The organism is Ralstonia sp. OTU4908 (genome assembly GCF_038440115.1).
Lineage (GTDB): Bacteria > Pseudomonadota > Gammaproteobacteria > Burkholderiales > Burkholderiaceae > Ralstonia > Ralstonia pickettii.
Genome location: NZ_JASATD010000012.1, coordinates 99,135 through 121,118, shown reverse-complemented (window position 1 = coordinate 121,118; position 21,984 = coordinate 99,135). Strand labels below are relative to the sequence as shown.

Annotated in this window: 19 protein-coding genes; 9 read left to right on the top strand and 10 right to left on the bottom strand. The window is 64.1% G+C overall.

Annotated elements, in window-relative coordinates:
* Positions 1-62 precede the first annotated feature (62 nt).
* Complete coding sequence (gene hpnD, locus AAHM38_RS13105; RefSeq protein ID WP_116576591.1) at positions 63-896, top strand: presqualene diphosphate synthase HpnD; 834 nt, start codon at positions 63-65, stop codon at positions 894-896.
* On the opposite strand, the gene AAHM38_RS13100 is transcribed toward hpnD, so the two are convergent.
* The 3 genes from AAHM38_RS13100 to AAHM38_RS13090 form a co-directional block, all read right to left on the bottom strand.
* The gene (locus tag AAHM38_RS13100) at positions 897-2,081 is read right to left on the bottom strand and encodes a DUF1501 domain-containing protein (protein WP_116576590.1); all 1,185 of its coding nucleotides are present in this window, start codon (positions 2,079-2,081) and stop codon (positions 897-899) included.
* A 25-nt stretch (positions 2,082-2,106) separates the two neighbouring features.
* Positions 2,107-3,744, bottom strand: a complete 1,638-nt coding sequence (locus AAHM38_RS13095; protein WP_116576589.1) for a DUF1800 domain-containing protein — start codon at positions 3,742-3,744, stop codon at positions 2,107-2,109.
* 69 nt (positions 3,745-3,813) lie between these two features.
* Entirely contained in the window at positions 3,814-4,230 is a 417-nt protein-coding gene (locus AAHM38_RS13090; RefSeq protein ID WP_257019870.1) for a hypothetical protein, read from the bottom strand.
* Positions 4,231-4,450: 220 nt separating this feature from the next.
* On the opposite strand from AAHM38_RS13090, the gene ompR reads away from it, so the two are divergent.
* The 4 genes from ompR to AAHM38_RS13070 all read left to right on the top strand — a co-directional run bounded on the left by ompR (position 4,451) and on the right by AAHM38_RS13070 (position 8,002).
* Positions 4,451-5,173, top strand: a complete 723-nt coding sequence (gene ompR / locus AAHM38_RS13085) for an osmolarity response regulator transcription factor OmpR (protein WP_004627064.1) — start codon at positions 4,451-4,453, stop codon at positions 5,171-5,173.
* Between the two features lie 33 nt (positions 5,174-5,206).
* Entirely contained in the window at positions 5,207-6,568 is a 1,362-nt protein-coding gene (locus tag AAHM38_RS13080; protein WP_012762069.1) for an ATP-binding protein, read from the top strand.
* Between the two features lie 283 nt (positions 6,569-6,851).
* Positions 6,852-7,400, top strand: a complete 549-nt coding sequence (locus tag AAHM38_RS13075) for a peroxiredoxin (protein WP_004627068.1) — start codon at positions 6,852-6,854, stop codon at positions 7,398-7,400.
* An 80-nt stretch (positions 7,401-7,480) separates the two neighbouring features.
* Positions 7,481-8,002, top strand: coding sequence for a carboxymuconolactone decarboxylase family protein (locus AAHM38_RS13070; RefSeq protein ID WP_012762070.1), 522 nt, complete (start codon positions 7,481-7,483; stop codon positions 8,000-8,002).
* A gap of 82 nt (positions 8,003-8,084) precedes the next feature.
* Here the strand turns inward: AAHM38_RS13070 and ispF are convergent, their stop codons facing one another.
* Together ispF and ispD are read right to left on the bottom strand one after the other, a co-directional pair.
* Positions 8,085-8,591 carry a 2-C-methyl-D-erythritol 2,4-cyclodiphosphate synthase gene (gene ispF, locus AAHM38_RS13065; protein ID WP_012762071.1) on the bottom strand — a complete coding sequence of 169 codons (507 nt, stop codon included), beginning with the start codon at positions 8,589-8,591 and terminating at the stop codon, positions 8,085-8,087.
* Complete coding sequence (gene ispD / locus AAHM38_RS13060; protein WP_116576587.1) at positions 8,588-9,346, bottom strand: 2-C-methyl-D-erythritol 4-phosphate cytidylyltransferase; 759 nt, start codon at positions 9,344-9,346, stop codon at positions 8,588-8,590. The genes ispF and ispD overlap by 4 nt, the downstream gene beginning before the upstream one ends.
* Before the next feature lie 172 nt (positions 9,347-9,518).
* On the opposite strand from ispD, the gene mfd reads away from it, so the two are divergent.
* From mfd to AAHM38_RS13040, 4 genes are all read left to right on the top strand, one after another.
* Entirely contained in the window at positions 9,519-12,950 is a 3,432-nt protein-coding gene (gene mfd, locus AAHM38_RS13055) for a transcription-repair coupling factor (protein ID WP_116576586.1), read from the top strand.
* Positions 12,951-12,987: 37 nt separating this feature from the next.
* Positions 12,988-14,181 carry an acetylornithine deacetylase gene (argE, locus tag AAHM38_RS13050; RefSeq protein WP_116576608.1) on the top strand — a complete coding sequence of 398 codons (1,194 nt, stop codon included), beginning with the start codon at positions 12,988-12,990 and terminating at the stop codon, positions 14,179-14,181.
* Positions 14,182-14,293: 112 nt separating this feature from the next.
* Positions 14,294-15,151, top strand: a complete 858-nt coding sequence (serB, locus tag AAHM38_RS13045) for a phosphoserine phosphatase SerB (RefSeq protein WP_116576585.1) — start codon at positions 14,294-14,296, stop codon at positions 15,149-15,151.
* 6 nt (positions 15,152-15,157) lie between these two features.
* A complete protein-coding gene (locus AAHM38_RS13040) occupies positions 15,158-16,219 on the top strand; it encodes a PDDEXK nuclease domain-containing protein (RefSeq protein ID WP_116576584.1) in 1,062 nt (353 codons plus the stop codon).
* Positions 16,220-16,293: 74 nt separating this feature from the next.
* Here AAHM38_RS13040 and AAHM38_RS13035 read toward each other — a convergent pair whose 3' ends face one another.
* The 5 genes from AAHM38_RS13035 to AAHM38_RS13015 form a co-directional block, all read right to left on the bottom strand.
* Entirely contained in the window at positions 16,294-17,505 is a 1,212-nt protein-coding gene (locus tag AAHM38_RS13035; RefSeq protein ID WP_116576583.1) for a cystathionine beta-lyase, read from the bottom strand.
* A 41-nt stretch (positions 17,506-17,546) separates the two neighbouring features.
* On the bottom strand, positions 17,547-18,290 hold the full coding sequence (locus AAHM38_RS13030; protein ID WP_116576582.1) for a hypothetical protein: 744 nt from the start codon (positions 18,288-18,290) through the stop codon (positions 17,547-17,549).
* Entirely contained in the window at positions 18,265-19,449 is a 1,185-nt protein-coding gene (bktB, locus tag AAHM38_RS13025; protein WP_116576581.1) for a beta-ketothiolase BktB, read from the bottom strand. The genes AAHM38_RS13030 and bktB overlap by 26 nt, the downstream gene beginning before the upstream one ends.
* An 87-nt stretch (positions 19,450-19,536) precedes the next feature.
* The gene (rimO, locus tag AAHM38_RS13020) at positions 19,537-20,898 is read right to left on the bottom strand and encodes a 30S ribosomal protein S12 methylthiotransferase RimO (RefSeq protein WP_009240757.1); all 1,362 of its coding nucleotides are present in this window, start codon (positions 20,896-20,898) and stop codon (positions 19,537-19,539) included.
* 66 nt (positions 20,899-20,964) lie between these two features.
* Positions 20,965-21,945 carry a tRNA dihydrouridine synthase gene (locus AAHM38_RS13015; RefSeq protein ID WP_065856360.1) on the bottom strand — a complete coding sequence of 327 codons (981 nt, stop codon included), beginning with the start codon at positions 21,943-21,945 and terminating at the stop codon, positions 20,965-20,967.
* Between the last annotated feature and the right edge of the window lie 39 nt (positions 21,946-21,984).

Sequence of the window (21,984 nt, the reverse complement as noted above, 5' to 3'; positions counted from 1 at the left end):
CTGCACCGCAACGCGCTGTAGAATGGCTGCCCTGCTTCAAACCTCACCAGAACGGCCTCCCCGTGACCCCCGACGATTACTGCGCCGACAAAGCGGCACCGCCCGGCAGCGACGTGTACTACAGCGTATTGTTTCTGGCGCCCGAACGCCGCCGCGCGACCATCGCGCTGGAAGCCGTGCGCCGTGAGCTGGAAGACGCCGTACGCGACGCGAGCGATCCGGCGGTCGTGCAATCGAAGCTGCAGTGGTGGCGGCAGGAGCTTGCGCGGCTGTTCGAGGGCCGCCCTGAGCACCCCGCGGCGAAGGCATTGCAGCCGCATCTGGCCCGCTACGATATCGGCGCCGTGCATCTGGGCGAATTATTGGCCGGCGTCGAGGCAGACGCCATGCAGAACCGCTATCTGGACTGGCCCAACCTGCGCCGTCACGGCGATCAGGTGGCGGGCGTGGCAGGCCGGCTGACGGCTCGCATTGCCGGACAGACGCATGCACGCACGCTGGAGTTCGCGCGGCTGATGGCGTTAACCGAACAGCTTGTCCATTTCATACGAAACCTGGGCGAAGACGTGCGCCATAACCGCGTCTACATCCCCGTCGACGAACTACAGCGGTTCAACGTACCCGCCGCCGATCTGTTCAATCGCCGGTATGCAGAGGGCTTCAAGCCGTTGATGGCATTTCAGGCCGAGCGTGCCCGCGCGACCTACAAGGAAGCACTTGCCGCGCTGCCGGCAGAAGACCGCCGCGCGCAGCGTTCAGCGCTGATTCGCGGCGTGCTGGCCATGCGGCTGCTCGACGAGGTGGAAGCCGACGGCTTCCAGGTGCTCACGCAGCGTACGGACCTGACGCCGCTGCGCAAGCTCTGGCTGGCCTGGAAGACACAGATCCGCGCTTGATCAGGCCTTGATGAGATCCAGCGGCGCAAACCGCCCAGCCAATACCTGCTGCGAATCCATGCCCCACCAGCGCTCCAGCACCGTGGCGTAAAGCGATCGGAAATCGACCGACGGGTCGAGATTGCCGCCGCCGTCCAGCCGTTCCAGCACCGGGCCCTGCCCGGCCAGACCGCCCTTGACGCGGCCACCGGCCACGAAATGGGCGGCAGCCGTGCCATGATCCGTACCGTTGTTCAGGTTTTCGCGAGGGCGGCGGCCAAACTCCGAATACGTGACGATCAGCGTGTCGTTCCAGCGGCCCAACTCCGTCAACGCGCTCTTGAGCGAAGCGATGCCCTCGCCCAACTGCCGCAACAGGTTCGCCTGCGTGCCTTGCTGATTGGTATGGGTATCAAAGCTGCCGAGCGACAGGCACACCACGGCAACGTCCGCACCGCCACGGCCCGGTGCTGCCACCACCTGCATCGCCGCCTTGATCGAGTTACCGAACCCGCCGTCCGGAAAATGCGTCTGGAACGCGAACTTGCCGGACTTCGGACGCAGACCGTCGGCGGCTTTGACAATGTCCGACTCGACCTTCAGCACGTGCGCCAGCGTGGCGTTGCCCATGGCATGAGAAGGCATCGCCAGTTTGGCTTCGTTGAGAAACGCATCGGGATTGGCCAGCGCCACGGCACGTGCGCCGCCGTCGAGCGGGCCAAGATCAGCAGTGCCGATGATCACGCCATCGGCGCCGAACGATGGCGGCACGGGCCGCGCGGCAAACGCACGCGTCAACCAGCCCTCGCGCAGGTACTGGTCGGAGCGCGAGGCCGTGTCCCAGATCTCGATCGAGCGAAAGTGCGAGAGATTCGGCTGCGGATACGACAAGCCCTGCACCACCGACAATTCTCCCGCCTGCCACAGCGGCATCATCGCCTGCAAAGACGGATGCAGGCCGTAGCGGTCGTCCAGTTGCAGCACCTGCTCCCGCTTGATGGCGATGCGCGGGCGCAGCGCGTAGTACTGTGCGCTCGTGTAGGGCACCACGGTGTTCAGCCCGTCATTGCCGCCCTTGAGTTCGATGAGGATGAGCAGATTGCCGTAGCCCTTGCGCTTGTCTTGCCCTTGCGCAAAGACAATCCCCGGGACCGCGCCACCCATGCCGAGCATGGCGCCTGCCTTCAGAAAATCGCGACGTTCCATGATGTGTGCTCCTGCAGCGATGGCGCTACTTCAATTGGTAAGCCGGGTCCATCATCAGCGTGCGCAGGTACGCCGTACCGGCGAGCTTGACGGGAATCGGCGCGGTCGGCTCGATGGGCAACACGGCGCGCTGGATCGAAATGCGTGGGGCCAGTTGCGGAGGGTCATCTCCATCCGCGCCAAACTGCGCCAGCCATTTGGCCGAGTTGAACGACACCATCGTCTGCGACTGCGCCAGCTTGAAGCGGCCCTCCTGACCCATGCCCTTGAGCGCCTGCCCCAGACCCTGCACGGCGCCGCCCTGCTTCAAGTCTTCGCGCATGGCGGCCATCATCATGCCGGGCTTCTGTTGTTGGCTCTGTTGCTGGGCCTGCTGCTGGGCTGCCGGCGCCTTCATTTCCGTCGAGCGGAAGAGTTGGTCGAGGAACTGCTTGCGCCCCAGCAACGTCGTCGCGTTGATCCACGCATCGCCGCCCGGCCAGCCCTTCACGTTGGGCGGGGCCAGCAGGTTCTGCCCTAGCTGCGCCGCCTTGATGGCAAACGGCGTCGGGTCTGTGTACTGCACATTGAACTGCTTGAGCGTGCCGACGATCATTTCCACCGGGGACTTCACGAGCGTTGCGCGCGATTGCGGCGCCCAGAACGCCTGGGTGAGGAACAGCTCGCGCAACGCCACCTTGATGTCGTATCCGCTTGCCCGGAACGCATCGGCCACGCGCTGCGCTTGTGCCGCATCTACGTCAGGCGAAATGAACTCGCGCCAAAGCTTGGTAACGATGAAGTTGGCCGTCTCGGGGCGAGACAGCAGGATGTCGAGCATCTGGTCGCCGTCGTAATCGCCGCTCTGGCCGAACACCGTCTTCACGCCCGTGTCGTGAATCTGCGGGCGCCAGATGTAGGCGAAATCGTGCTCGCGATCGATGCTCCAGCCCGTGTAGGTGCGCGCGGCTTCCTTGATGTCCTGTTCGGTGTAATGGCCTTCACCCAGCGTGAAAAGCTCCATCACCTCGCGCGCGAAGTTCTCGTTCGGCTTGCCCTTGCGGCTCTCGGCGCCGTCCAGATAAATCAGCATCGCCGGGTCTTTGCCGATGGCGTGCAGCATGGTGCCGAAGTTGCCCACCGCGTTCAGCCGGAGCAGCACGTTTTGCCGATACATCAATTGCGCGAACGGCACCTTCTGCGAACTGGAAACGAAATGGTTGTGCCAGAACAGCGTCATGCGTTCTGTCAGCGGCGACGGCGTCTTGATCATCTCGCCCATCCACCAGGCCCGCAATTCCAGCTCGTGCGCAGCATTCTTCTGGCGCGCCGCCTTGCGGGCATCTTCGTCGGGCAGCTTGTTGTAGGGGATGATCGGTTCGTTCACCCACGCTGGGGGCGTTTGCGTGGCAATGGTGCCCGTCTGCGCGAGCAACCGGTCGACGGCTTCGCGGTGCGTGAGTCCGGCGTAGGCGTCGAGTTCGCTCTCGGAAGGCGCAAAGCCGACGCGGGTGAGGAAATAGCGCGCATCGTCGCGGTCGAGGCGTTGCTCGTCGGCGGCCGGCGCCTTGGCTTGCGCAGTGTGGCGATGCGGCTTATTGTGCGTTGCCGCGTGCGTGGTCTGCAGTGAAAGTGCGCAGACGGCTGCCAGCGCCAAGAAGATCGTGGTGCTATGGATTCGCATGTCGGTCCCCCGAAACGACCCTACTGCTTTGCCGGGGCAGCGACTCCTGCGCCGTTCCTCGGCCCCTACCTAGCCGCCACGATGGTAGATATCCCGCGTGACGTCATAGATGTTCTGACGCAATTGCTTGCGTTCCTCGGGAGACAGCTTGCGTTGCGCAGACCCTCGATCGGCATTCTCTCCACGGCGGTTCTCCATCGCGGCGGCGCGGCGGCTGCGTTCTTCGCCACCACGGCCGTGCGCCGGACCCTGCCCACCCCTTTTCTCCTGCGCGCCGGCCTGCATTGCGTGTCCGCCGCCGAAAAAACCGCCGAATCCGCCAAAGCCACCGCGTTCACTGCGCGCGTGCGCCTGCGAACCGGCCGCACAGAGGGCAAGAACACAGGTCAACAGCGCCGCGCGCCGCCGAAACATCACCGAGCGATTCGAAAAAGGAAGTTGAGAAGCCACGTCTTTGTTGCTGGAAACCGATGCGCCATGCATCATTGCGCGACAATCGATAACAGGCAACCGCATTGCACGCCAGTCCCCTCCGCGGGGGTCGACAGACCCCAAACCGTTGCGAGGAACTGCCAGGGCAGTGTAGCTGCGCGTCCTACAGACTGTTCGCGTGACTCGGTAAATAATGTAACCGTCTGTTTCAATTGGGCTTTTACTGCCTCCTGTTGTCGATTGGGCCCATGTTTTTGTCGTTACCATTAGCGCCATGGAAAATTCCGGTCAAAAGATTCTCGTCGTCGACGACGACCCCCGCCTGCGCGACCTGCTGCGCCGTTACCTGGGGGAACAGGGCTTCACCGTGCTGGTGGCGGAAAACGCCACGGCCATGAACAAACTCTGGCTGCGCGAGCGCTTCGACCTGCTCGTGCTTGACCTGATGATGCCGGGTGAAGACGGCTTGTCGATCTGCCGTCGCCTGCGCGGCGCAAATGATCAAACGCCCATCATCATGCTTACCGCCAAGGGCGAAGACGTCGACCGCATTGTCGGCCTTGAAATGGGCGCGGACGATTATCTTCCCAAGCCTTTCAACCCCCGCGAACTGATCGCGCGCATCCACGCCGTGCTGCGCCGCCGCGGCCCCGCCGAAATCCCGGGTGCGCCGTCCGAGACGCCGGAAACGTTCGCCTTTGGCGATTTCGTGCTCAACCTGGCCACTCGCACGCTCAAGAAAAACGACGAAGAGATCACCCTCACGACGGGTGAATTCTCCGTGCTCAAGGTGTTTGCACGCCATCCGCGCCAACCCCTATCGCGCGAGAAGCTGATGGAAATGGCGCGCGGCCGCGAATACGAAGTGTTCGACCGCAGCCTTGATGTGCAGATTTCGCGCCTGCGCAAGCTGATCGAACCGGACGCCAGCAACCCCCGCTTCATCCAGACCGTGTGGGGCCTGGGCTACGTGTTCATTCCCGACGGCGCCAAGTAAGCGCCCGAGCAACCTTTCTCTTCCGCATCCGACTTGCGCATCCCGCGTCCAGCCGCGTTGCGGCGTCTGCTGATCAGTGTGTTTGGGTCGCTGTTCTGGCGAACCTTCATGCTGATCGCATTGCTGATCGCGATCTCTCTGGGCGTATGGTTCCAGAGCTTCCGTATTTTCGAACGCGAGCCGCGCGCCCAGCAGATCGCCATGCAGGTCGTCAGCGTGGTCAAGCTCACGCGCGCGGCGCTGCTGTATTCCGATCCGTCGCGACGCCGCTTCCTGCTGCTCGATCTCGTGCAGAACGAGGGCATCAAGGTCTACCCCCGCGAGAAGGAAGACGAATATCGCGAGCCGCACACCAACCCGTACCTGACACAGCTTGTCCAAAAGGAAATCCGCAACCGGCTCGGCGCCGACGCGGTGATCGCCACGGCCGTCAATGACATCCCGGGCGTGTGGGTGAGCTTCCAGATCGAGGGCGATGACTACTGGGTCGCCATCAGCCCGGACCGTTTCGAGCACGTGCCTGGCTTGCAATGGCTGTGGTGGTCGATGGCGGCGCTGGTGCTGTCGGTGCTGGGGGCGGCGTTCATTACGTCACGCGTGAACCAGCCGCTCAAGCGCCTGGCCGACACGGCGCGCGCCATCAGCGCCGGAGAGGACCCGAAGGCGCTGCCCGAAGGCGGCGGCACGGAAGTGGCGCAGGCGAACCACAGTTTCAATCAGATGGTGCGCGACCTCAAGCAGCTCGAGGCCGATCGCGCCGTCATGCTGGCCGGCATCTCGCACGACCTGCGCACGCCCCTTACGCGCCTGCGCCTGGAAACCGAGATGAGCCCCGTCGACGAGCAAACACGCGAATTGATGGTGGCGGACATCGAACAGATGGACGCGATCATCGGCCAGTTCCTCGACTACGCGCGCCCCAACGGCGAGATGCTCGAAGACGTGGACTTGACCGAACTGGTGCGCGACACGGCACCGGTTTACTCCGCTCACGACGACATCGACCTCACGCTCAAGCTCGCGCCCGAGGCCATCGCCCGCTGCAACCGCATGGAAACGCAGCGCATTCTCGACAACCTGATCGAAAACGCACGCCGCTACGGCAAGACCCCCGGCACGAACCGCGCAGAGATCACCGTCAGCACGTTCCTGCAAGGCAACGAGGTTGTATTGTGCGTGGCCGATCGCGGTGCGGGTGTGCCGACGGATCAGCTTGCGTTGCTCACGCGGCCGTTCTACCGCCTCGAATCGGCACGCAGCGAAGCCAAGGGCGCCGGGCTTGGCATGTCGATCGTCAATCGCATCCTGCAGCGCAGCGGCGGCCGCCTCGTGCTTGAGAACCGCACACCGCCCGAAACGGGACTGCTCGTCAGCGCCTGCTACGCGCGCGCCTGATCCGGCACACTGCGCCGCCTCTCCCGGGCATATCCCCTGCTTCCCACGACTGTCATGCGTCGCCGATAAGGTGCGGCGGCAGGCAGCGCTATGGCTGGCGTTGAGAATATCAATTGGCCGGTTTTGAATTCATCGCCAATACTCCAGCCGCCAGGCTGCGTGCCTGCGCGTTCTTCGTCTCCGTCCGAACATCCTCCAGTCGAACCGGACGGCCGGTGAGCGTGTGTCTGCAAGTCCCCGTTTGGGTTTCGTACCCACTGCCACACAACTCCAGGAGAAGCTCATGAAGACCATTGGTGACAAGCTCGAACCGTTCAAGGTCGTCGGCGTCAAGCCCGGGTTCAACAATCACGAAGAGAACGGCGAGTCGGCGTTCGAAGACATCACCGAGACCTCGTTCCCGGGCAAATGGAAAGTCATCTTCTTCTATCCGAAGGACTTCACCTTTGTCTGCCCGACCGAAATCGTCGCCTTCGCCAAACTGAACGACGACTTTGCCGACCGCGACACGATCGTGCTGGGTGGCTCGACCGACAATGAATTCGTCAAGCTCGCATGGCGCCGCGAGCACAAAGACCTGAACAAGCTCAACCAGTGGTCGTTTGCAGACTCGACGGGTGCGCTGGTCGACCAGCTTGGCGTACGCGAGCACGAGGCCGGTGTTGCGTTGCGCGCCACGTTCATCGTCGATCCGGACAACGTGATCCAGCACGTGTCGGTCAACAACCTGAACGTGGGTCGCAACCCGGACGAAGTGCTGCGCATTCTCGACGGCCTGCAGACGGACGAGTTGTGCCCGTGTAACCGCGCAGTCGGCGGTGCGACGCTGTAACGGCCACGCGGCGCCCTCCGAAGCCGAAGCCCGCCCCTGCGCGGGCTTTCTTTTTCAGCCGCCGCTGACAGGAGACATCGATGGAATTTCTGCAGACGATCAAGGGTCGGATTCCCGACTACGCCAAGGACATCCGCCTGAACCTGGATGGCACGATCGCGCGCTCCTCGCTGGAGGGCAATGATGCCGTGGGCGTCGCGCTGGCGGCCGCATTTGCCACGAAGAGCAAGGTGCTGACCGACGCCATCCGCAATGCCGGGGTGCTGTCGCCCGAGGAGGTGAACGGCGCGCTGACCGCGGCTGCCCTGATGGGCATGAACAACGTCTGGTATCCGTACGTCGAGATGGCCGACGACTCTGACCTGGCGCAGCAGAAAGCGGAGTTGCGCATGAACGCCTACGCCAACAATGGCGGCGTCGACAAGCGCCGGTTCGAGATGTACGCCCTGGCCGCGTCCATCATCGGCAAATGCCATTTCTGTATCAAATCGCACTACGACCTGCTGAAGAATCACCAGGGCATGAGCGCGCAGCAATTGCGCGATGTGGGTCGTATCGCGGCTGTGATCAACGCGGTGGCGCAGGTCATCGCGGCCGAATAGTCGCGTCGATGGCACAAACAAAAAACGGCAGCCCGGACTGCTCCGTCGCAGCCGTTTGCCTTGCCGTGGTGGCGACGCGAACTCAGTCCTGCTCAGCGGCTTCTGCGCGATAGATCAACACCACCGCCTGCGCAACGATGCCTTCCTCCTTGCCTTCGAAGCCGAGCTTCTCATTCGTCTTGGCCTTGACGTTGCAACGCTCGGGCGCAATGCCCAAGTCTTCGGCAAGGTTCGCCACCATGCCCGGCACGTGCGGCGCGAGCTTCGGCTTCTGCGCGATGACGGTCGCGTCGACATTACCGACCGCGTAGCCGGCCTTGTGCACGCGGCGCACGGCTTCGCGCAGCAGCATGCGGCTGTCGGCGCCGGCAAAGGCCGGATCGGTGTCGGGAAAATGCCGGCCGATGTCGCCCAGCCCGGCGGCGCCGAACAGCGCATCGGTAATTGCATGCAGCAGCGCATCGGCGTCGGAGTGGCCGAGCAGCCCGCGTGTGTGCGGAATCTCCACGCCACCCAGGATCAGCTTGCGCCCCTCTACCAATGCATGCACGTCGTAGCCCTGGCCAATGCGGATGTCCATCCAGTTCATGCTTGCGATGCCTCGTAGGGTTGTGCGCGCTGCGCGAGGATGGCCTCGGCGAGCGCGAAATCGTCGGGATACGTCACCTTGAAGTTGCGCAGCGCCCCCGGAACAAGCAGCGGCGGGTGGCCGGCGGCTTCAATGGCGCTGGCTTCATCGGTGACGATGCGATGTTGCAAGAGCGCTTCCCGCAAGGCGCGCTCCAGCAGCCCGAGCGGGAACATCTGCGGCGTCTGCGCTTGCCAAAGGCCATCGCGCGGCACGGTGGCGTTGATGTGCTGAGCCGCATCGGCACGTTTGAGCGTGTCGGCCACGGGCAGCGCAAGGATGCCCCCCGCAGCTTGCGTGCCATCTGCCTCTACCGCCGCGACCAAACGAGCGATCAGGGCAGGCGTCAGGCCCGGGCGCGCTGCGTCATGCACGAGCACCCAATCGTCGTCGTGCGCCCCCAGGCCACGCAACGCCGCCAACCCGTGCGTGACGGATGCGTGGCGCGAGTCGCCACCGCAATCGACCTCCACCAGCTTGGGCGCGTCGAAACCGCCGTCGGGAAAGCGCTGTACGAGCGGCTGTGCGCCGGGCGTCGTCACCACCAGCACGGTATCGATTTCGGGGCTGGCCAGGAACGCCTGCGCGGTATGCCAGAGCATCGGCTGCCCGGCAATCACCTGATATTGCTTGGGCAGATCGCCGCCGGCGCGCGAGCCGGTGCCGGCCGAGGGAATCAGCGCAAAACGGCGTCGGCCAGGGTGGGAAATCGACATGACAGGCGGGAAAGTGAACGTGGGCGCAGCATTTGCGTGGGTTTTGGCTCGCCCAAGCGCGCGGCTGGCGCGGATTTTATAATAGCGGTCTGCATCACGACACCCCGCCTGCATATGCCGGCGGGGTGTCGTGTTTTGTCTTGCAGTCGTGCCCTACACAACCTCTCGCCTCATGTCCGATTTTTCGCTCTCCGCCCTGCCCGCCGTCAAACCGGGCTCGCGCTTCGTCTTCAGCGGCCTGCAGGGTGCGGCAGATGCCCTGCTGCTGGCGCGCTACCTGGAGCAGCATCGCGCCGCCGTGCCGATGCTGGCGGTGGTCTGCGCCAATGCCGTCGATGCCCAGCGCCTGGCGGAAGAGTTGCGCTGGTTTGCACCGCAGGCGCGTGTGAAGCTGCTGCCGGACTGGGAAACGCTGCCCTATGACAATTTCTCGCCGCACCAGGATCTGATCTCCGAACGGCTGGCGACGCTGCATGACCTGCAGAACGGTGCGTGCGACATCCTGCTCGTACCGGCTTCCACGGCGCTGCAACGCGTGGCGCCGCCATCGTTCCTGGCTGCCTACACGTTCTTCTTCAAGAAGGGCGAAAAGCTGGACGAGGCTGCGCTGAAAGCGCAATTCACCCTGGCCGGCTACGAGCACGTCAGCGCCGTGATGCGCCCGGGCGAATACTCCGTGCGCGGCGGCCTGATCGACCTGTTCCCGATGGGCTCGCCGCTGCCGTATCGGCTTGACCTGTTCGGCGACGAGATCGAGACCATCCGTTCGTTCGACCCGGACACGCAGCGCAGCCTCTACCCCGTCAACGAAGTCCGTCTGCTGCCGGGCCGCGAGTTTCCGATGGACGAGGCGTCGCGCACCGCCTTCCGCGGGCGCTGGCGCGAGGTGTTCGAAGGTGACCCGACGCGCTCGCCCATCTACAAGGACATCGGCAACGGCGTGCCGAGCGCCGGCATCGAGTATTACCTGCCGCTGTTCTTTGAAGAGACCGCGACGCTGTTCGACTACCTGCCGGGCGCCACACACCTTGCCTTCGTCGGCGACATCGAAGGCGCGGTGCGACGCTTCTGGGCCGACACCACGCAGCGCTACAACTTCATGCGCCACGACCGCGAGCGGCCGCTGCTGCAGCCGTCGGCGCTGTATCTGGACGAAGAGGCGTTCTTCGTTGCCGCCAAGCCGCACGCGCGTCTGGTGTTGCGCGCAGAGCCCGGCGATGCACCGCTTTCGCTGCCGTTGCCGAACGTTGCCGTCAACCGCCGCGCAGAAGACCCGCTGGTCAATCTAGAATCCTTCCTGATGCGCAGCAATTGCCGCGTGATGATCTGCGCCGAATCCGCAGGCCGTCGCGAAACGCTTGCGCAAACGCTGGCCGCCAGCGGCCTGCACCCCGAAGGCGTCGCGGACTTCGCCGACCTGATGAGCGGCGATGCCAAGTTCGTGCTCGGCGTGGCTCCGCTTTACCAGGGTTTCATCCTCGGCGACGAACGCGTCGCGCTCATCACCGAGACTGAGCTGTACGCCCAAACCATGCGGCGCGCAGGTCGCCGCAAGCAGGAACTGGCCACCGCCGTCGATTCGATGGTGCGCGATCTGGCCGAGTTGAAGATCGGCGACCCGGTGGTGCACAGCGAACACGGCATCGGCCGCTACCAGGGCCTGGTGTCCATCGACATGGGCAATGGCGAGGAAGAGTTCCTGCACCTCGACTACGACAAGGGCAGCAAGCTCTACGTGCCGGTGCATCAGTTGCACGTGATCTCGCGCTACTCAGGCGCCGATCCGGAAACCGCGCCGCTGCATTCGCTCGGCTCCGGCCAATGGGAAAAGGCCAAGCGCAAGGCGGCGCAGCAGATTCGCGATACGGCCGCCGAGCTTCTGAACCTGTACGCGCGGCGCGCATTGCGCCAGGGCTTCGCGTTCCCGCTCACGCCCGAGGATTACGCCACGTTTGCCGAGAGCTTCGGCTTTGAGGAAACTCCCGATCAGGCCGCCGCCATCGCGGCGGTGATCGCCGACATGACGTCGGGCAAGCCGATGGACCGGCTCGTCTGCGGCGACGTCGGTTTCGGCAAGACGGAAGTCGCGCTGCGTGCCGCATTTGTTGCGGTGATGGGCGGCAAGCAGGTGGCCATCCTGGCCCCGACCACGCTGCTGGCCGAACAGCACTACCAGACGCTGGTCGACCGCTTTGCAGATTGGCCGGTGCGCATTGCCGAGATTTCGCGTTTCAAGAACAAGAAGGAAATCGACACCGCGATCGAAGCCATCAACGCCGGCACCATCGACATCGTGATCGGCACGCACAAGCTGCTCTCGCCGGATGTGAAGTTCGACCGCCTGGGGCTCGTCATCATCGACGAAGAGCATCGCTTTGGCGTGCGCCAGAAGGAGGCGCTCAAGACGCTGCGCGCCGAGGTGGATGTGCTCACGCTCACCGCCACGCCGATCCCGCGTACGCTGGGCATGGCGCTGGAAGGCCTGCGCGATTTCTCGGTGATCGTCACGGCGCCGCAAAAGCGGCTGGCCATCAAGACGTTCCTGCGCCGCGAGGAAGACGGCGTGCTGCGCGAGGCCATCCTGCGCGAGTTGAAACGCGGCGGCCAGGTCTACTTCCTGCACAACGAGGTCGAGACCATCGAGAACAAGCGCGCCAAGCTCGAAGAGCTGATTCCGGAAGCGCGCGTGGTGGTCGCCCACGGCCAGATGCACGAGCGCGAGCTGGAGCGCGTAATGCGCGATTTCGTGGCGCAGCGCGCCAACATCCTGCTGTGCACGACGATCATTGAAACCGGCATCGACGTGCCGACCGCCAACACGATCCTGATCCACCGCGCCGACAAATTCGGCCTGGCGCAGTTGCACCAGTTGCGCGGTCGCGTCGGGCGCTCGCACCACCAGGCGTATGCGTACCTGCTGGTGCACGACGTCGACGGCCTCACCAAGCAGGCGCAGCGCCGCCTTGAAGCCATTCAGCAGATGGAAGAACTGGGTGCGGGCTTCTACCTGGCGATGCACGATCTGGAAATACGCGGCGCCGGCGAGGTGCTGGGCGATAAGCAATCGGGCGAGATTACGGAGATCGGCTTCCAGCTCTACACCGACATGCTCAACCAGGCGGTGAAGTCGCTCAAGGCCGGCAAGGAACCCGACCTGATGGCGCCGCTCGCGGCCACGACCGAGATCAACCTCGGCACGCCGGCCCTGCTGCCGCAAGACTATTGCGGCGACGTGCAGGAACGCCTGTCGCTGTACAAGCGTCTGGCCAACTGCGAAAGCAGCGAGACGATCGACAATATCCAGGAGGAGCTGATCGACCGTTTCGGCAAGCTGCCGCCGCAGGCGCAATCGCTCATCGAAACGCACCGGCTGCGCATTGCCGCCGCGCCGCTGGGTATCCGCAAGATCGACACCGGCGCGAACGCCGTCACGCTGCAGTTCATACCGAACCCGCCCGTTGATGCCATCAAGATCATCGATCTCGTGCAGAAGAACCGGCAGATCAAGCTGGCGGGGCAGGATCGCCTGCGCATCGAGAACATTCCGGCCGAATTCGCCGCGCTGACGCAGACCATCCGTCATGCCATGCGGCAATTGGCGTGATCCGGTAGCATCCGCCGATCAGAACAAGGACACCATCATGAGCACCGCCGTTACCCCGTTCTCCACCCTCGACTGGACAACCAAGCTCGTCAGCTTCGACACCACGAGCCGCGGCTCCAACCTGGCGCTGATCGAGACCGTGCGCGACTACCTGCGCGGCGTCGGTCTCGAATCGCATCTGTCGCACAACGACGAGGGCAACAAGGCCAACCTGTTCGCCACGATTCCGGCAGCGGACGGCAGCGTGCAAGGCGGCATCGTGCTGTCGGGCCATACCGATGTGGTGCCGGTGGACGGCCAGAAATGGGACAGCAACCCGTTTGCGCCGGAAGTGCGCGACGGCAAGCTCTACGGGCGCGGCACGTGCGACATGAAAGGGTTCATTGCCGCGTCGCTGGCGCTGGTGCCGTCCCTGCTGCAGGCCAGGCTGCGCGAGCCTGTGCACCTTGCGCTGTCATACGACGAGGAAGTCGGCTGCGTAGGCGCGCCGCGCATGATCGAAGATCTGATCGCCCGCGGCATCAAGCCCGCCGGGTGCATCGTGGGCGAGCCCACCTCCATGCGCCCGATCGTCGCGCACAAGGGCATCAACGCCTACCGCTGCCGGGTGCATGGCCGCGCCGCGCATTCGTCGCTCACGCCGCAGGGTGTGAACGCCATCGAATACGCCGCGCGCATCATCTGCTTCGTGCGCGACCTGGCCGATGAATTCCGTGCCAGGGGGCCGTTCGACGAGGCGTTTGACGTGCCGTTCACCACGGCATCGACGGGTCTCATCAACGGCGGCATCGCACTCAACACGATCCCGGCGCTGTGCGAGCTGGTGTTTGAGTTTCGCAACCTGCCCGGCGTGGATGCGCCGGCCATCCGCGCGCGCGTCGAGCGCTACGTGCGCGAAACGATTGAGCCCGCCATGCAGCGCGAGCACCCGGATGCCCACATCGAACTCGACGAGATTGCCGCTGCGCCTTCGCTGGACGCATCGGAGCAAGCCGCCATCACGCAGCTGGTGCGTGTGCTGACCGAAGATAACGACAAGCGTAAGGTCGCCTACGGCACGGAAGCCGGCCTCTTCCAGCGTGCCGGCATTCCAGCCGTGCTGTGCGGTCCGGGCAACATCGAACAGGCGCACAAGGCCAACGAATACGTCGAACTGGCCCAGCTCGACGCCTGCGACCGCTTCCTCGCCAAGGTGGCGCGCAGCCTGATGGTCGAGACCGCGTCCGCCTAACGCTTACACAGCAACGCCTCACCTTTTGGTGGGGCGCATGCCGCCAGGGGCGTTCGCTACAATAGCGGGCTTCCCCGGCGCCGAACCGCCCGCACCCCGCTCCTGTCACTCCATGCCCGTCATTCTGCAAAGCCTGTCGCCGCTGTCGACCGGCGACATTGAATCCGTCCGCAGCCTGTTCGGCAGCGCCGCCTATGAGATGCGTGCCCCCAATGTCGCGGCCATCGAATGGGTGCACGAACTGCCCAGCGAATTGCGCGTCCAGCTTGATGCCATCTGCGCCAACCTGAAGATGGACTACGCGTGGATTCCCGACGAATGGACGTTTGGTGATTTCCGCGTGCTGGCGATGGACATGGATTCCACGCTGATCACGATCGAGTGCATCGACGAAATTGCGGATTTCTGCGGGCTCAAGCCGCAAGTGGCGGCCATCACCGAAGCGTCGATGCGGGGCGAGATCAAGGATTTCAACGAGAGCCTGACGCGCCGCGTCGAACTGCTCAAAGGGCTGGATGCAAGCGTGCTGGAGCGCGTCTATGCCGAGCGCCTGCAGCTCTCCCTCGGCGCGGAAAAGATGCTCAAGGCCGTGCAGGCACTGGGCATTCGCACGCTGCTGGTGTCGGGCGGCTTCGAATTTTTTACCTCACGCCTGCAGGAGCGCCTGGGCCTCGACCGTACGCGCGCCAACACGCTGGAGATCGTCGATGGCAAGCTGACCGGCCGCGTGCTCGGCGAGATCGTCAATGCGGATGTGAAGGCGCAGACGCTCAAGGCGTTCTGCCAGGATCTGGGCGTGTCGCCGCACAACGCCATCGCCATGGGCGACGGCTCGAACGATCTGAAGATGATGGGCGTGGCGGGCCTGTCGGTCGCGTTCCGCGCCAAGCCCATCGTGCAGGCCCAGGCCGACGTGGCGTTCAACGTGGTCGGCCTGGATGGCTTGTTGAATCTGTTTCCGCAGCAGTAGGCCGCGATGGCGACCCGCCTGCCTGCCCGCAGAAAACTCGCACCGGTGGTGCGAGAAACGGTAGATGCGCAGGATTACGCAGCCCTGCTCACCGAGATCAGGGCGCGCATCCAGGCTGCGCAATATGCTGCCCTACGGGCAGTCAACAAAGAGCTGGTCGGCCTGTATTGGGACATCGGACAACTGATCGTGGCGCGGCAGCAAACCGAGGGTTGGGGCAAAGCCGTCGTGCAGCAGCTCGCCACAGACCTGCAGGCGAGCTTTCCCGGCACGGGCGGCTTTTCCGCATCCAACCTCTGGCGGATGAAGGGCTTCTTCGAGACGTACTGCAACGCCGCAAAACTCGCACCGCTGGTGCGAGAAATTGGTTGGAGTCATAACCTGCTCATTCTTGAGCGCTGCAAAGACGCTCAAGAGCGCGAGTTCTACTTGCGCATGACCCGCAAATTCGGCTGGTCGAAAAACGTTCTGGCACATCAGATCGATAACCAGAGCTACGAAAAATCGCTCCTCGGCCAGACCAATTTCGACAAAGCCCTGACCCCCGCCCTGCGCGCGCAAGCCAAGTTGGCGGTCAGAGATGAATACGCCTTCGATTTTCTCGAACTCGGCGCCCAGCACAGCGAACGGGAGTTGGAGCGCTCACTCATCACCCGCATCGAAGATTTCCTGCGCGCTATGGGCGGCATGTTCGCCTTCCTGGGCAGCCAATACCGGCTTGAAGTCGAGGGCGACGAGTATTTCATCGACCTGCTTCTATTCCACCGCCGTTTGCGCTCCCTAGTCGCCATCGAACTGAAAATCGGCAAATTCGAGCCCGAGTTCGTCGGCAAGATGCAGTTCTACCTGGCGGCTCTCGACGAACAGGTCCGCCAGGACGACGAAAATCCATCCATCGGCATCATTCTGTGCAAGGAAAAGAAGCGCACCATCGTCGAATACGCGCTGCGCGACGCAAGGAAACCGATTGGTGTGGCGACCTACGCCATCACCAAGAGCTTGCCGAAGGAGCTCCAAGGTCAATTGCCGTCGCCTGAAGCCATTGCGCGCCTGCTTGAAACGCTGTAGCCACGACCATTGAAAACGGGGCGTCACGATCAACTCGCACGCCCCGTCATCACCGCCTTCTGAAGCCCGAACGGTCAAGCCCCCAGGTGCGTTTCCATCGCCTGCTTCAAATCCGCAATCAAATCACGCGGATCTTCCAGCCCGATATACAGCCGCACGAAACCGCCCACATTCTCCCAGTCGGCCGGCGGCCAAGCGGTCGCCGTGCGCATCGACGGGATGTTGTATGGCAGTGCCAGGCTGTGCGCCCCGCCCCACGAAAAACCGATCGCAAAGTAGCGCAGGCCTTCAATGAAGGCGTCGATCTGCGCCTGCGAGTAGCGCTCGTGCAGCACGATCGAGAACAAGCCGCTCGCGCCGGTGAAATCGCGTTTCCAGTTTTCATGGCCCGGACAATCAGGCAGCGCCGGGTGCAGAACGCGCACGACTTCCGGCCGATCCGCCAGCCATTCGGCCACTTCGCGGGCATGCGCGTCGTGCGCCGCCAGGCGCGTGGGCAGGCTCGGCAGGCCGCGTAGCACGAAATAGCAATCGTCCGCCGAAACGCCCCAACCCATGCGCATGCGTGTGGCAAGCAACTTGTGGTGCAGCGCTTCGTCGTTCGTGATGGCGGCCCCCATCAGCACATCGCTGCCACCCGATTGGTACTTGGTCAGCGCCTGCACGGAGATGTCGATGCCGTGCTCGAACGGCTGGTAATACACGCCTCCACTCCACGTGTTGTCGATTGCCGTAATGGCGCCGGCCTTGCGCGCCACCTCGGCGATGGCCGTGCAGTCGGGCACCTCCATGGTCACCGAACCCGGCGCTTCGAGCCACACGAGTTTGGTGTTGTGACGGATCAGGTCGGCAATGCCGGCGCCGATCATCGGATCGTAATAGCGCACGGTAATGCCGAACTGGCGCGCCATCCACTCGCCGTGGTCGCGGTTCGGGCCATAGGCGTTGTCCGGAATCAGCACGTCGTCGCCCGATTTGATCAGCGAGAAGTACACCAGCGAAATCGCCGCCAGCCCGGAAGGCAGCAGCAGCGTGTGCGAACCGCCCTCGATCTGCGCCAAGGCCTGGCACAGCGTGTCGGAAGTTGGCGTGGCATGCAGGCCATAGCGCCAGTGCACCACGCTGCCGCTGCCGAAGGCGCGCATATCGGCAAGATTCTTGAACACCACGGTCGACGCACGATGCGTGGCATGCGAGAACGCTGCAAAGCCCGGCGGGATCTGCAATTCCGGGTGTACCGCCTGGGTCGCGGGAAACATCGGCGGGAGCTTGGTGTCGTCGGTCACGTGGTTTCCTGTTTGATGGCGCATGAGCGATTTCGGGTGGCTTACCAGTGCGCGCTGGATCGTGTTGGTTTGCCGGCTGGCGGTGCGATCTGGCCCGGCCCGGCCGGAACCAGCGGCGTCATTGGCGTGGCTGGCGTCGCCGCATTGCTGTTGGCTGCCGCATCGTACGGCGGAATCACGACCACCGCGACAGGCCGCAGCACGAACGGCAGCGTATGGCCGTCGTGGGCGACGTCCGTCCACGTACCGCGCACAATGCCGTGGCCGTCGATGGCGCCTTCCCAGGTGCCGGTGACGTGCGTGCCGTCATCGGACTCCTCCATGAGAAAGCCGCCGTTTTCATATTCACCGGTCACCAGACGCACGCCCGCCGCGTTGCCCGCAACGTATTCGCCGTGGACGCTGTCGATCTCACCGGCCTTGCGGCCAAGACGCATGCGGATCGGCATGTCGCCGATCACGCCGGTATAGACGGGATATTTCGCGTAGTCGGGCTGCGGTTGCAGCACACGGAGCGGCGTGGTCTGGGCAGAGAACGCGTTGTCGCCCTTCCTGGCCTGAGCGCGGCGCTTGTCGCCATCGGCAACGGCGCGGTTCAGGCCCAGGTCACCTGGCTGCACGTTGGTGCTGCCGGTCGACACGTCGTAGCCGTTGTTGGCGGCCGGCGTCTGGGCAGACACCGGCGCCACGCCTGCGGCCAGCACCAGCGCAAGCAACGCGCCGGTTGGCCGAATCAGGCGTTCAATCGAGAAAATGCGTTCAGATGCGCTCGAACACCGCCGCAATGCCCTGTCCTCCACCGATACACATGGTCACCAGCGCGTAGCGACCGCCGATGCGCTGCAGCTCGTGCAACGCCTTGACCGTGATCAGGGCACCCGTTGCGCCGATCGGGTGGCCGAGCGAAATGCCCGAACCGTTCGGGTTGACCTTGGCCGGGTCCAGGCCGAGTTCCTTCGTCACCGCGCAAGCCTGGGCGGCAAATGCCTCGTTGGCTTCGATCACATCCAGATCCTTGACCGACAGGCCTGCCCGCTCCAGCGCCTTGCGCGTGGCCGGCACCGGACCGATGCCCATGATCTTCGGGTCTACGCCAGCATAGCCATACGAGACCAGCCGGGCCAGAGGCTTGAGACCGCGCTTCTCGGCCACCGAACGCTCCATCAGCACCAGCGCCGCGCCTGCATCGTTGAGACCTGAAGCGTTGCCTGCCGTCACCGTACCGTTTTCTTTCGTGAAAACCGGCTTGAGCTTGGTCATGTCGTCGATGGTCGCGTCGTGACGGACATGCTCATCGGTATCGAACTGGATATCGCCCTTGCGCGACTTGATCGTCACCGGAACGATCTGGTCCTTGAAGTAGCCGGCCTGGATGGCACGCGATGCACGCTGGTGGGATTCCAGCGCGGTCTGGTCTTGCTGCTCGCGGCTGATACCGAATTCACGGGCGACGTTTTCCGCCGTCACACCCATGTGGATCGTATGGAACGGGTCGTGCAGCGCGCCGAGCATCATGTCGACCATCTTGGCGTCGCCCATGCGCGAACCCCAGCGGGCGGCAGGCGCGAGGTACGGCGCGCGGCTCATGCTTTCCGCACCACCGGCAATGGCGATATCGGCATCGCCCAGCAGCACGGTTTGCGCTGCGCTCACCACGGCCTGGAGGCCTGAGCCGCACAGGCGGTTGACGTTGAATGCGGGCGTTTCGGCCGACACCCCGCCGTTGACTGCGGCCACACGCGAGAGATACATGTCGCGCGGCTCGGTGTTGATCACGTGGCCAAACACCACGTGGCCGACCTCCTCGCCCTTCACCCCGGCGCGGGCCAGCGCCTCGCGCACAACGAGCGCGCCCAGTTCGCACGGCGCCACATCCTTCAGGCTGCCGCCAAACGTGCCGATTGCGGTACGAACGCCGCTGACCACCACCACTTCACGTGCCATTGCTGTCTCCTGAGCCATCGAAATTGGATGGCGGCCAGTATAAACGCACGACCGTTCGCAAAATTTAGGTACGACTACCTAAGTGGGTCAGACTTCGCCCCACAGGTCGTGGCCGTCCGCACCGGTAATCTTGACCGACACGAAATCGCCCGCTTTATAGCGCTTGTACGGCTTCGACGGCGGCGCGATATAGACCAGGCCGTCAATCTCCGGGGCGTCCGCCGACGAACGGCCGATACCACCGTCCTGATTCACCTCATCCACGAGCACGCGCAGCGACTTGCCGACCTTGCGTTGCAGACGGCGCGCAGACACGCGCTCGGCGACTTCCATGAAGCGCGCGCGGCGCTCCTCGCGCACCTCATCGGGCAATGCGCCAGGCAGGTCGTTGGCGGTCGCGCCCTCGACCGGCGAATACGCGAAGCAGCCCACGCGGTCAAGTTCGGCCTCGGCAATGAAGTCGAGCAGCGTTTGGAACTCTTCCTCCGTTTCACCTGGGAAACCCGCGATGAACGTGCTGCGGATGGTCAGCTCCGGGCACACCTCGCGCCAGGCGCGGATGCGGTCCAGCGTCTTCTCGGCGTTGGCGGGGCGCTTCATGCGCTTGAGCACGTCCGGGTGGGCGTGCTGCAGCGGCACGTCCAGATAGGGAAGGACCTTGCCCTCAGCCATCAGGGGCATCACCTCATCCACGCTCGGATAGGGGTAGACGTAGTGCAGGCGCACCCAGGCGCCGTACTGCGACGCCAACTCGCCGAGCGCGCCCACCAGCTCGGTCATGCGCGTCTTCAGCGGGCGGCCGTTCCAGAAGCCCATGCGGAATTTGACATCGACGCCATAAGCGCTGGTGTCCTGCGAGATGACGAGCAGCTCCTTCACGCCGGCCTTCAGCAGGTTTTCTGCCTCCAGCATCACTTCTGCCACCGGGCGCGAGACAAGATCGCCGCGCATCGACGGGATGATGCAGAAGCTGCAACGGTGGTTGCAGCCTTCCGAAATTTTCAGATATGCGTAGTGCTTGGGCGTGAGCTTGATGCCCTGCGGCGGTACCAGATCGATGAACGGGTCATGCGGCTTGGGCAGGTGCGTGTGCACCGCTTCCATCACCTCGCCCAGCGCATGGGGGCCCGTCACAGCCAGCACCTTCGGATGCACGCTGGTGATGATGTCCTGGCCAGCGGCGTCCTTTTTGGCACCCAGGCAGCCGGTCACGATCACCTTGCCGTTCTCGGCCAGCGCCTCGCCAATCGCATCCAGGCTTTCCTGCACGGCCTCGTCGATGAAGCCGCAGGTGTTCACGACCACTAGGTCCGCCCCGCCATACGTGCCGGAAATCTCATACCCCTCCGCACGCAGTTGGGTGATGATCTGCTCGGAATCGACCAAGGCCTTGGGACAACCGAGACTGACGAACCCCACCTTGGGGCTCTGGGTACTGACGTCGGACATGGGAACAACCTGATGTGGGAGAGGATTTGCGCTGCGCACGTGGGGTGTGCTGCGCGGTTGCGTATTTTAACCGTTCGCCGCGCCTGGGCGGCCAAGCCGAAGCTGCATCTGTTCAATCACGCGCTCGATTTCCAGCGCGTCCTGCAACCTGCGAATGGCATCGTGCAGCTCCGCAGCCTGGGGCCACGTCCGCTTCAGATAGCTCAGCCACAGCTTGACGCGGCCATGCTCGTGCTTGGCCGAGATGCGCGCATGCAGCTTCTTCAGGTAATCGGCGAGATAGCCGAGCACGATCGGCCACTCCGCCGCGGACGGCGCCTCGTCCATCTGGCCGCGGATGCGCTGGGCCAGGAACGGGTCGGACACGGCGCCACGGCCGATCATCACGTCACTACAGCCGCTGACGGCGCGGCAGCGCTCCCAGTCGGCCACCGTCCAGACCTCGCCGTTGGCGGTGACGGGAATGCTCACAGCGTCGGCGATGCGTGCGATCCAGTCCCAGTGGGCCGGCGGACGGTAGCCGTGATCGCGCGTGCGGGCATGCACGACGAGCGATTCGGCGCCGCCTTCCGCCAGCGCCGTCGCACAGTCAATCGCGCGGGACGTATCGGAAACACCGAGCCGCATCTTGGCCGTCACCGAAATATTGGCCGGCACCGCGGCCCGCACGGCGTGCACGATGTCGTACAGCACTTCGGGCGTGGCGAGCAGCATGGCACCGCCGCCGTGGCGGTTCACGACCTTGGCGGGGCAGCCGAAGTTGAGGTCGATGCCATGCGGCGTGAGGGTTGCCGCGTATGCCGCATTGCGGGCCAGCCATTCCGGATCGCTGCCGAGGAGTTGGATGGTCATCGGCGTGCCGCTGGCCGTATAGCCGCCGTTGCGAATCTCGGGCGTCTCACGTTCGTAGGTTCGCGCGGGAAGCAACGAGCCCGTCACGCGCACGAACTCCGAAACGCATCCGTCGTAGCCGCCAGCTTGCGTCAGCACGTCGCGCATGACGTAATCGGCAACGCCCTCCATCGGGGCGAGCAAAAGCCGACTCATGGCAAAACGGAAGGCAGCCGGCACGCAGGCCAGGGACGG

Excerpts from the sequence above, each read along its gene's own strand:
- AAHM38_RS13100 (WP_116576590.1), bottom strand. The coding sequence starts at position 2,081 with ATGGAACGTCGCGATTTTCTGAAGGCAGGCGCCATGCTCGGCATGGGT.
- AAHM38_RS13095 (WP_116576589.1), bottom strand. The coding sequence starts at position 3,744 with ATGCGAATCCATAGCACCACGATCTTCTTGGCGCTGGCAGCCGTCTGC.
- AAHM38_RS13090 (WP_257019870.1), bottom strand. The coding sequence starts at position 4,230 with ATGATGCATGGCGCATCGGTTTCCAGCAACAAAGACGTGGCTTCTCAA.
- ompR (WP_004627064.1), top strand. The coding sequence starts at position 4,451 with ATGGAAAATTCCGGTCAAAAGATTCTCGTCGTCGACGACGACCCCCGC.
- AAHM38_RS13075 (WP_004627068.1), top strand. The coding sequence starts at position 6,852 with ATGAAGACCATTGGTGACAAGCTCGAACCGTTCAAGGTCGTCGGCGTC.
- AAHM38_RS13070 (WP_012762070.1), top strand. The coding sequence starts at position 7,481 with ATGGAATTTCTGCAGACGATCAAGGGTCGGATTCCCGACTACGCCAAG.
- ispF (WP_012762071.1), bottom strand. The coding sequence starts at position 8,591 with ATGAACTGGATGGACATCCGCATTGGCCAGGGCTACGACGTGCATGCA.
- ispD (WP_116576587.1), bottom strand. The coding sequence starts at position 9,346 with ATGTCGATTTCCCACCCTGGCCGACGCCGTTTTGCGCTGATTCCCTCG.
- mfd (WP_116576586.1), top strand. The coding sequence starts at position 9,519 with ATGTCCGATTTTTCGCTCTCCGCCCTGCCCGCCGTCAAACCGGGCTCG.
- argE (WP_116576608.1), top strand. The coding sequence starts at position 12,988 with ATGAGCACCGCCGTTACCCCGTTCTCCACCCTCGACTGGACAACCAAG.
- serB (WP_116576585.1), top strand. The coding sequence starts at position 14,294 with ATGCCCGTCATTCTGCAAAGCCTGTCGCCGCTGTCGACCGGCGACATT.
- AAHM38_RS13040 (WP_116576584.1), top strand. The coding sequence starts at position 15,158 with ATGGCGACCCGCCTGCCTGCCCGCAGAAAACTCGCACCGGTGGTGCGA.
- bktB (WP_116576581.1), bottom strand. The coding sequence starts at position 19,449 with ATGGCACGTGAAGTGGTGGTGGTCAGCGGCGTTCGTACCGCAATCGGC.
- rimO (WP_009240757.1), bottom strand. The coding sequence starts at position 20,898 with ATGTCCGACGTCAGTACCCAGAGCCCCAAGGTGGGGTTCGTCAGTCTC.
- AAHM38_RS13015 (WP_065856360.1), bottom strand. The coding sequence starts at position 21,945 with ATGAGTCGGCTTTTGCTCGCCCCGATGGAGGGCGTTGCCGATTACGTC.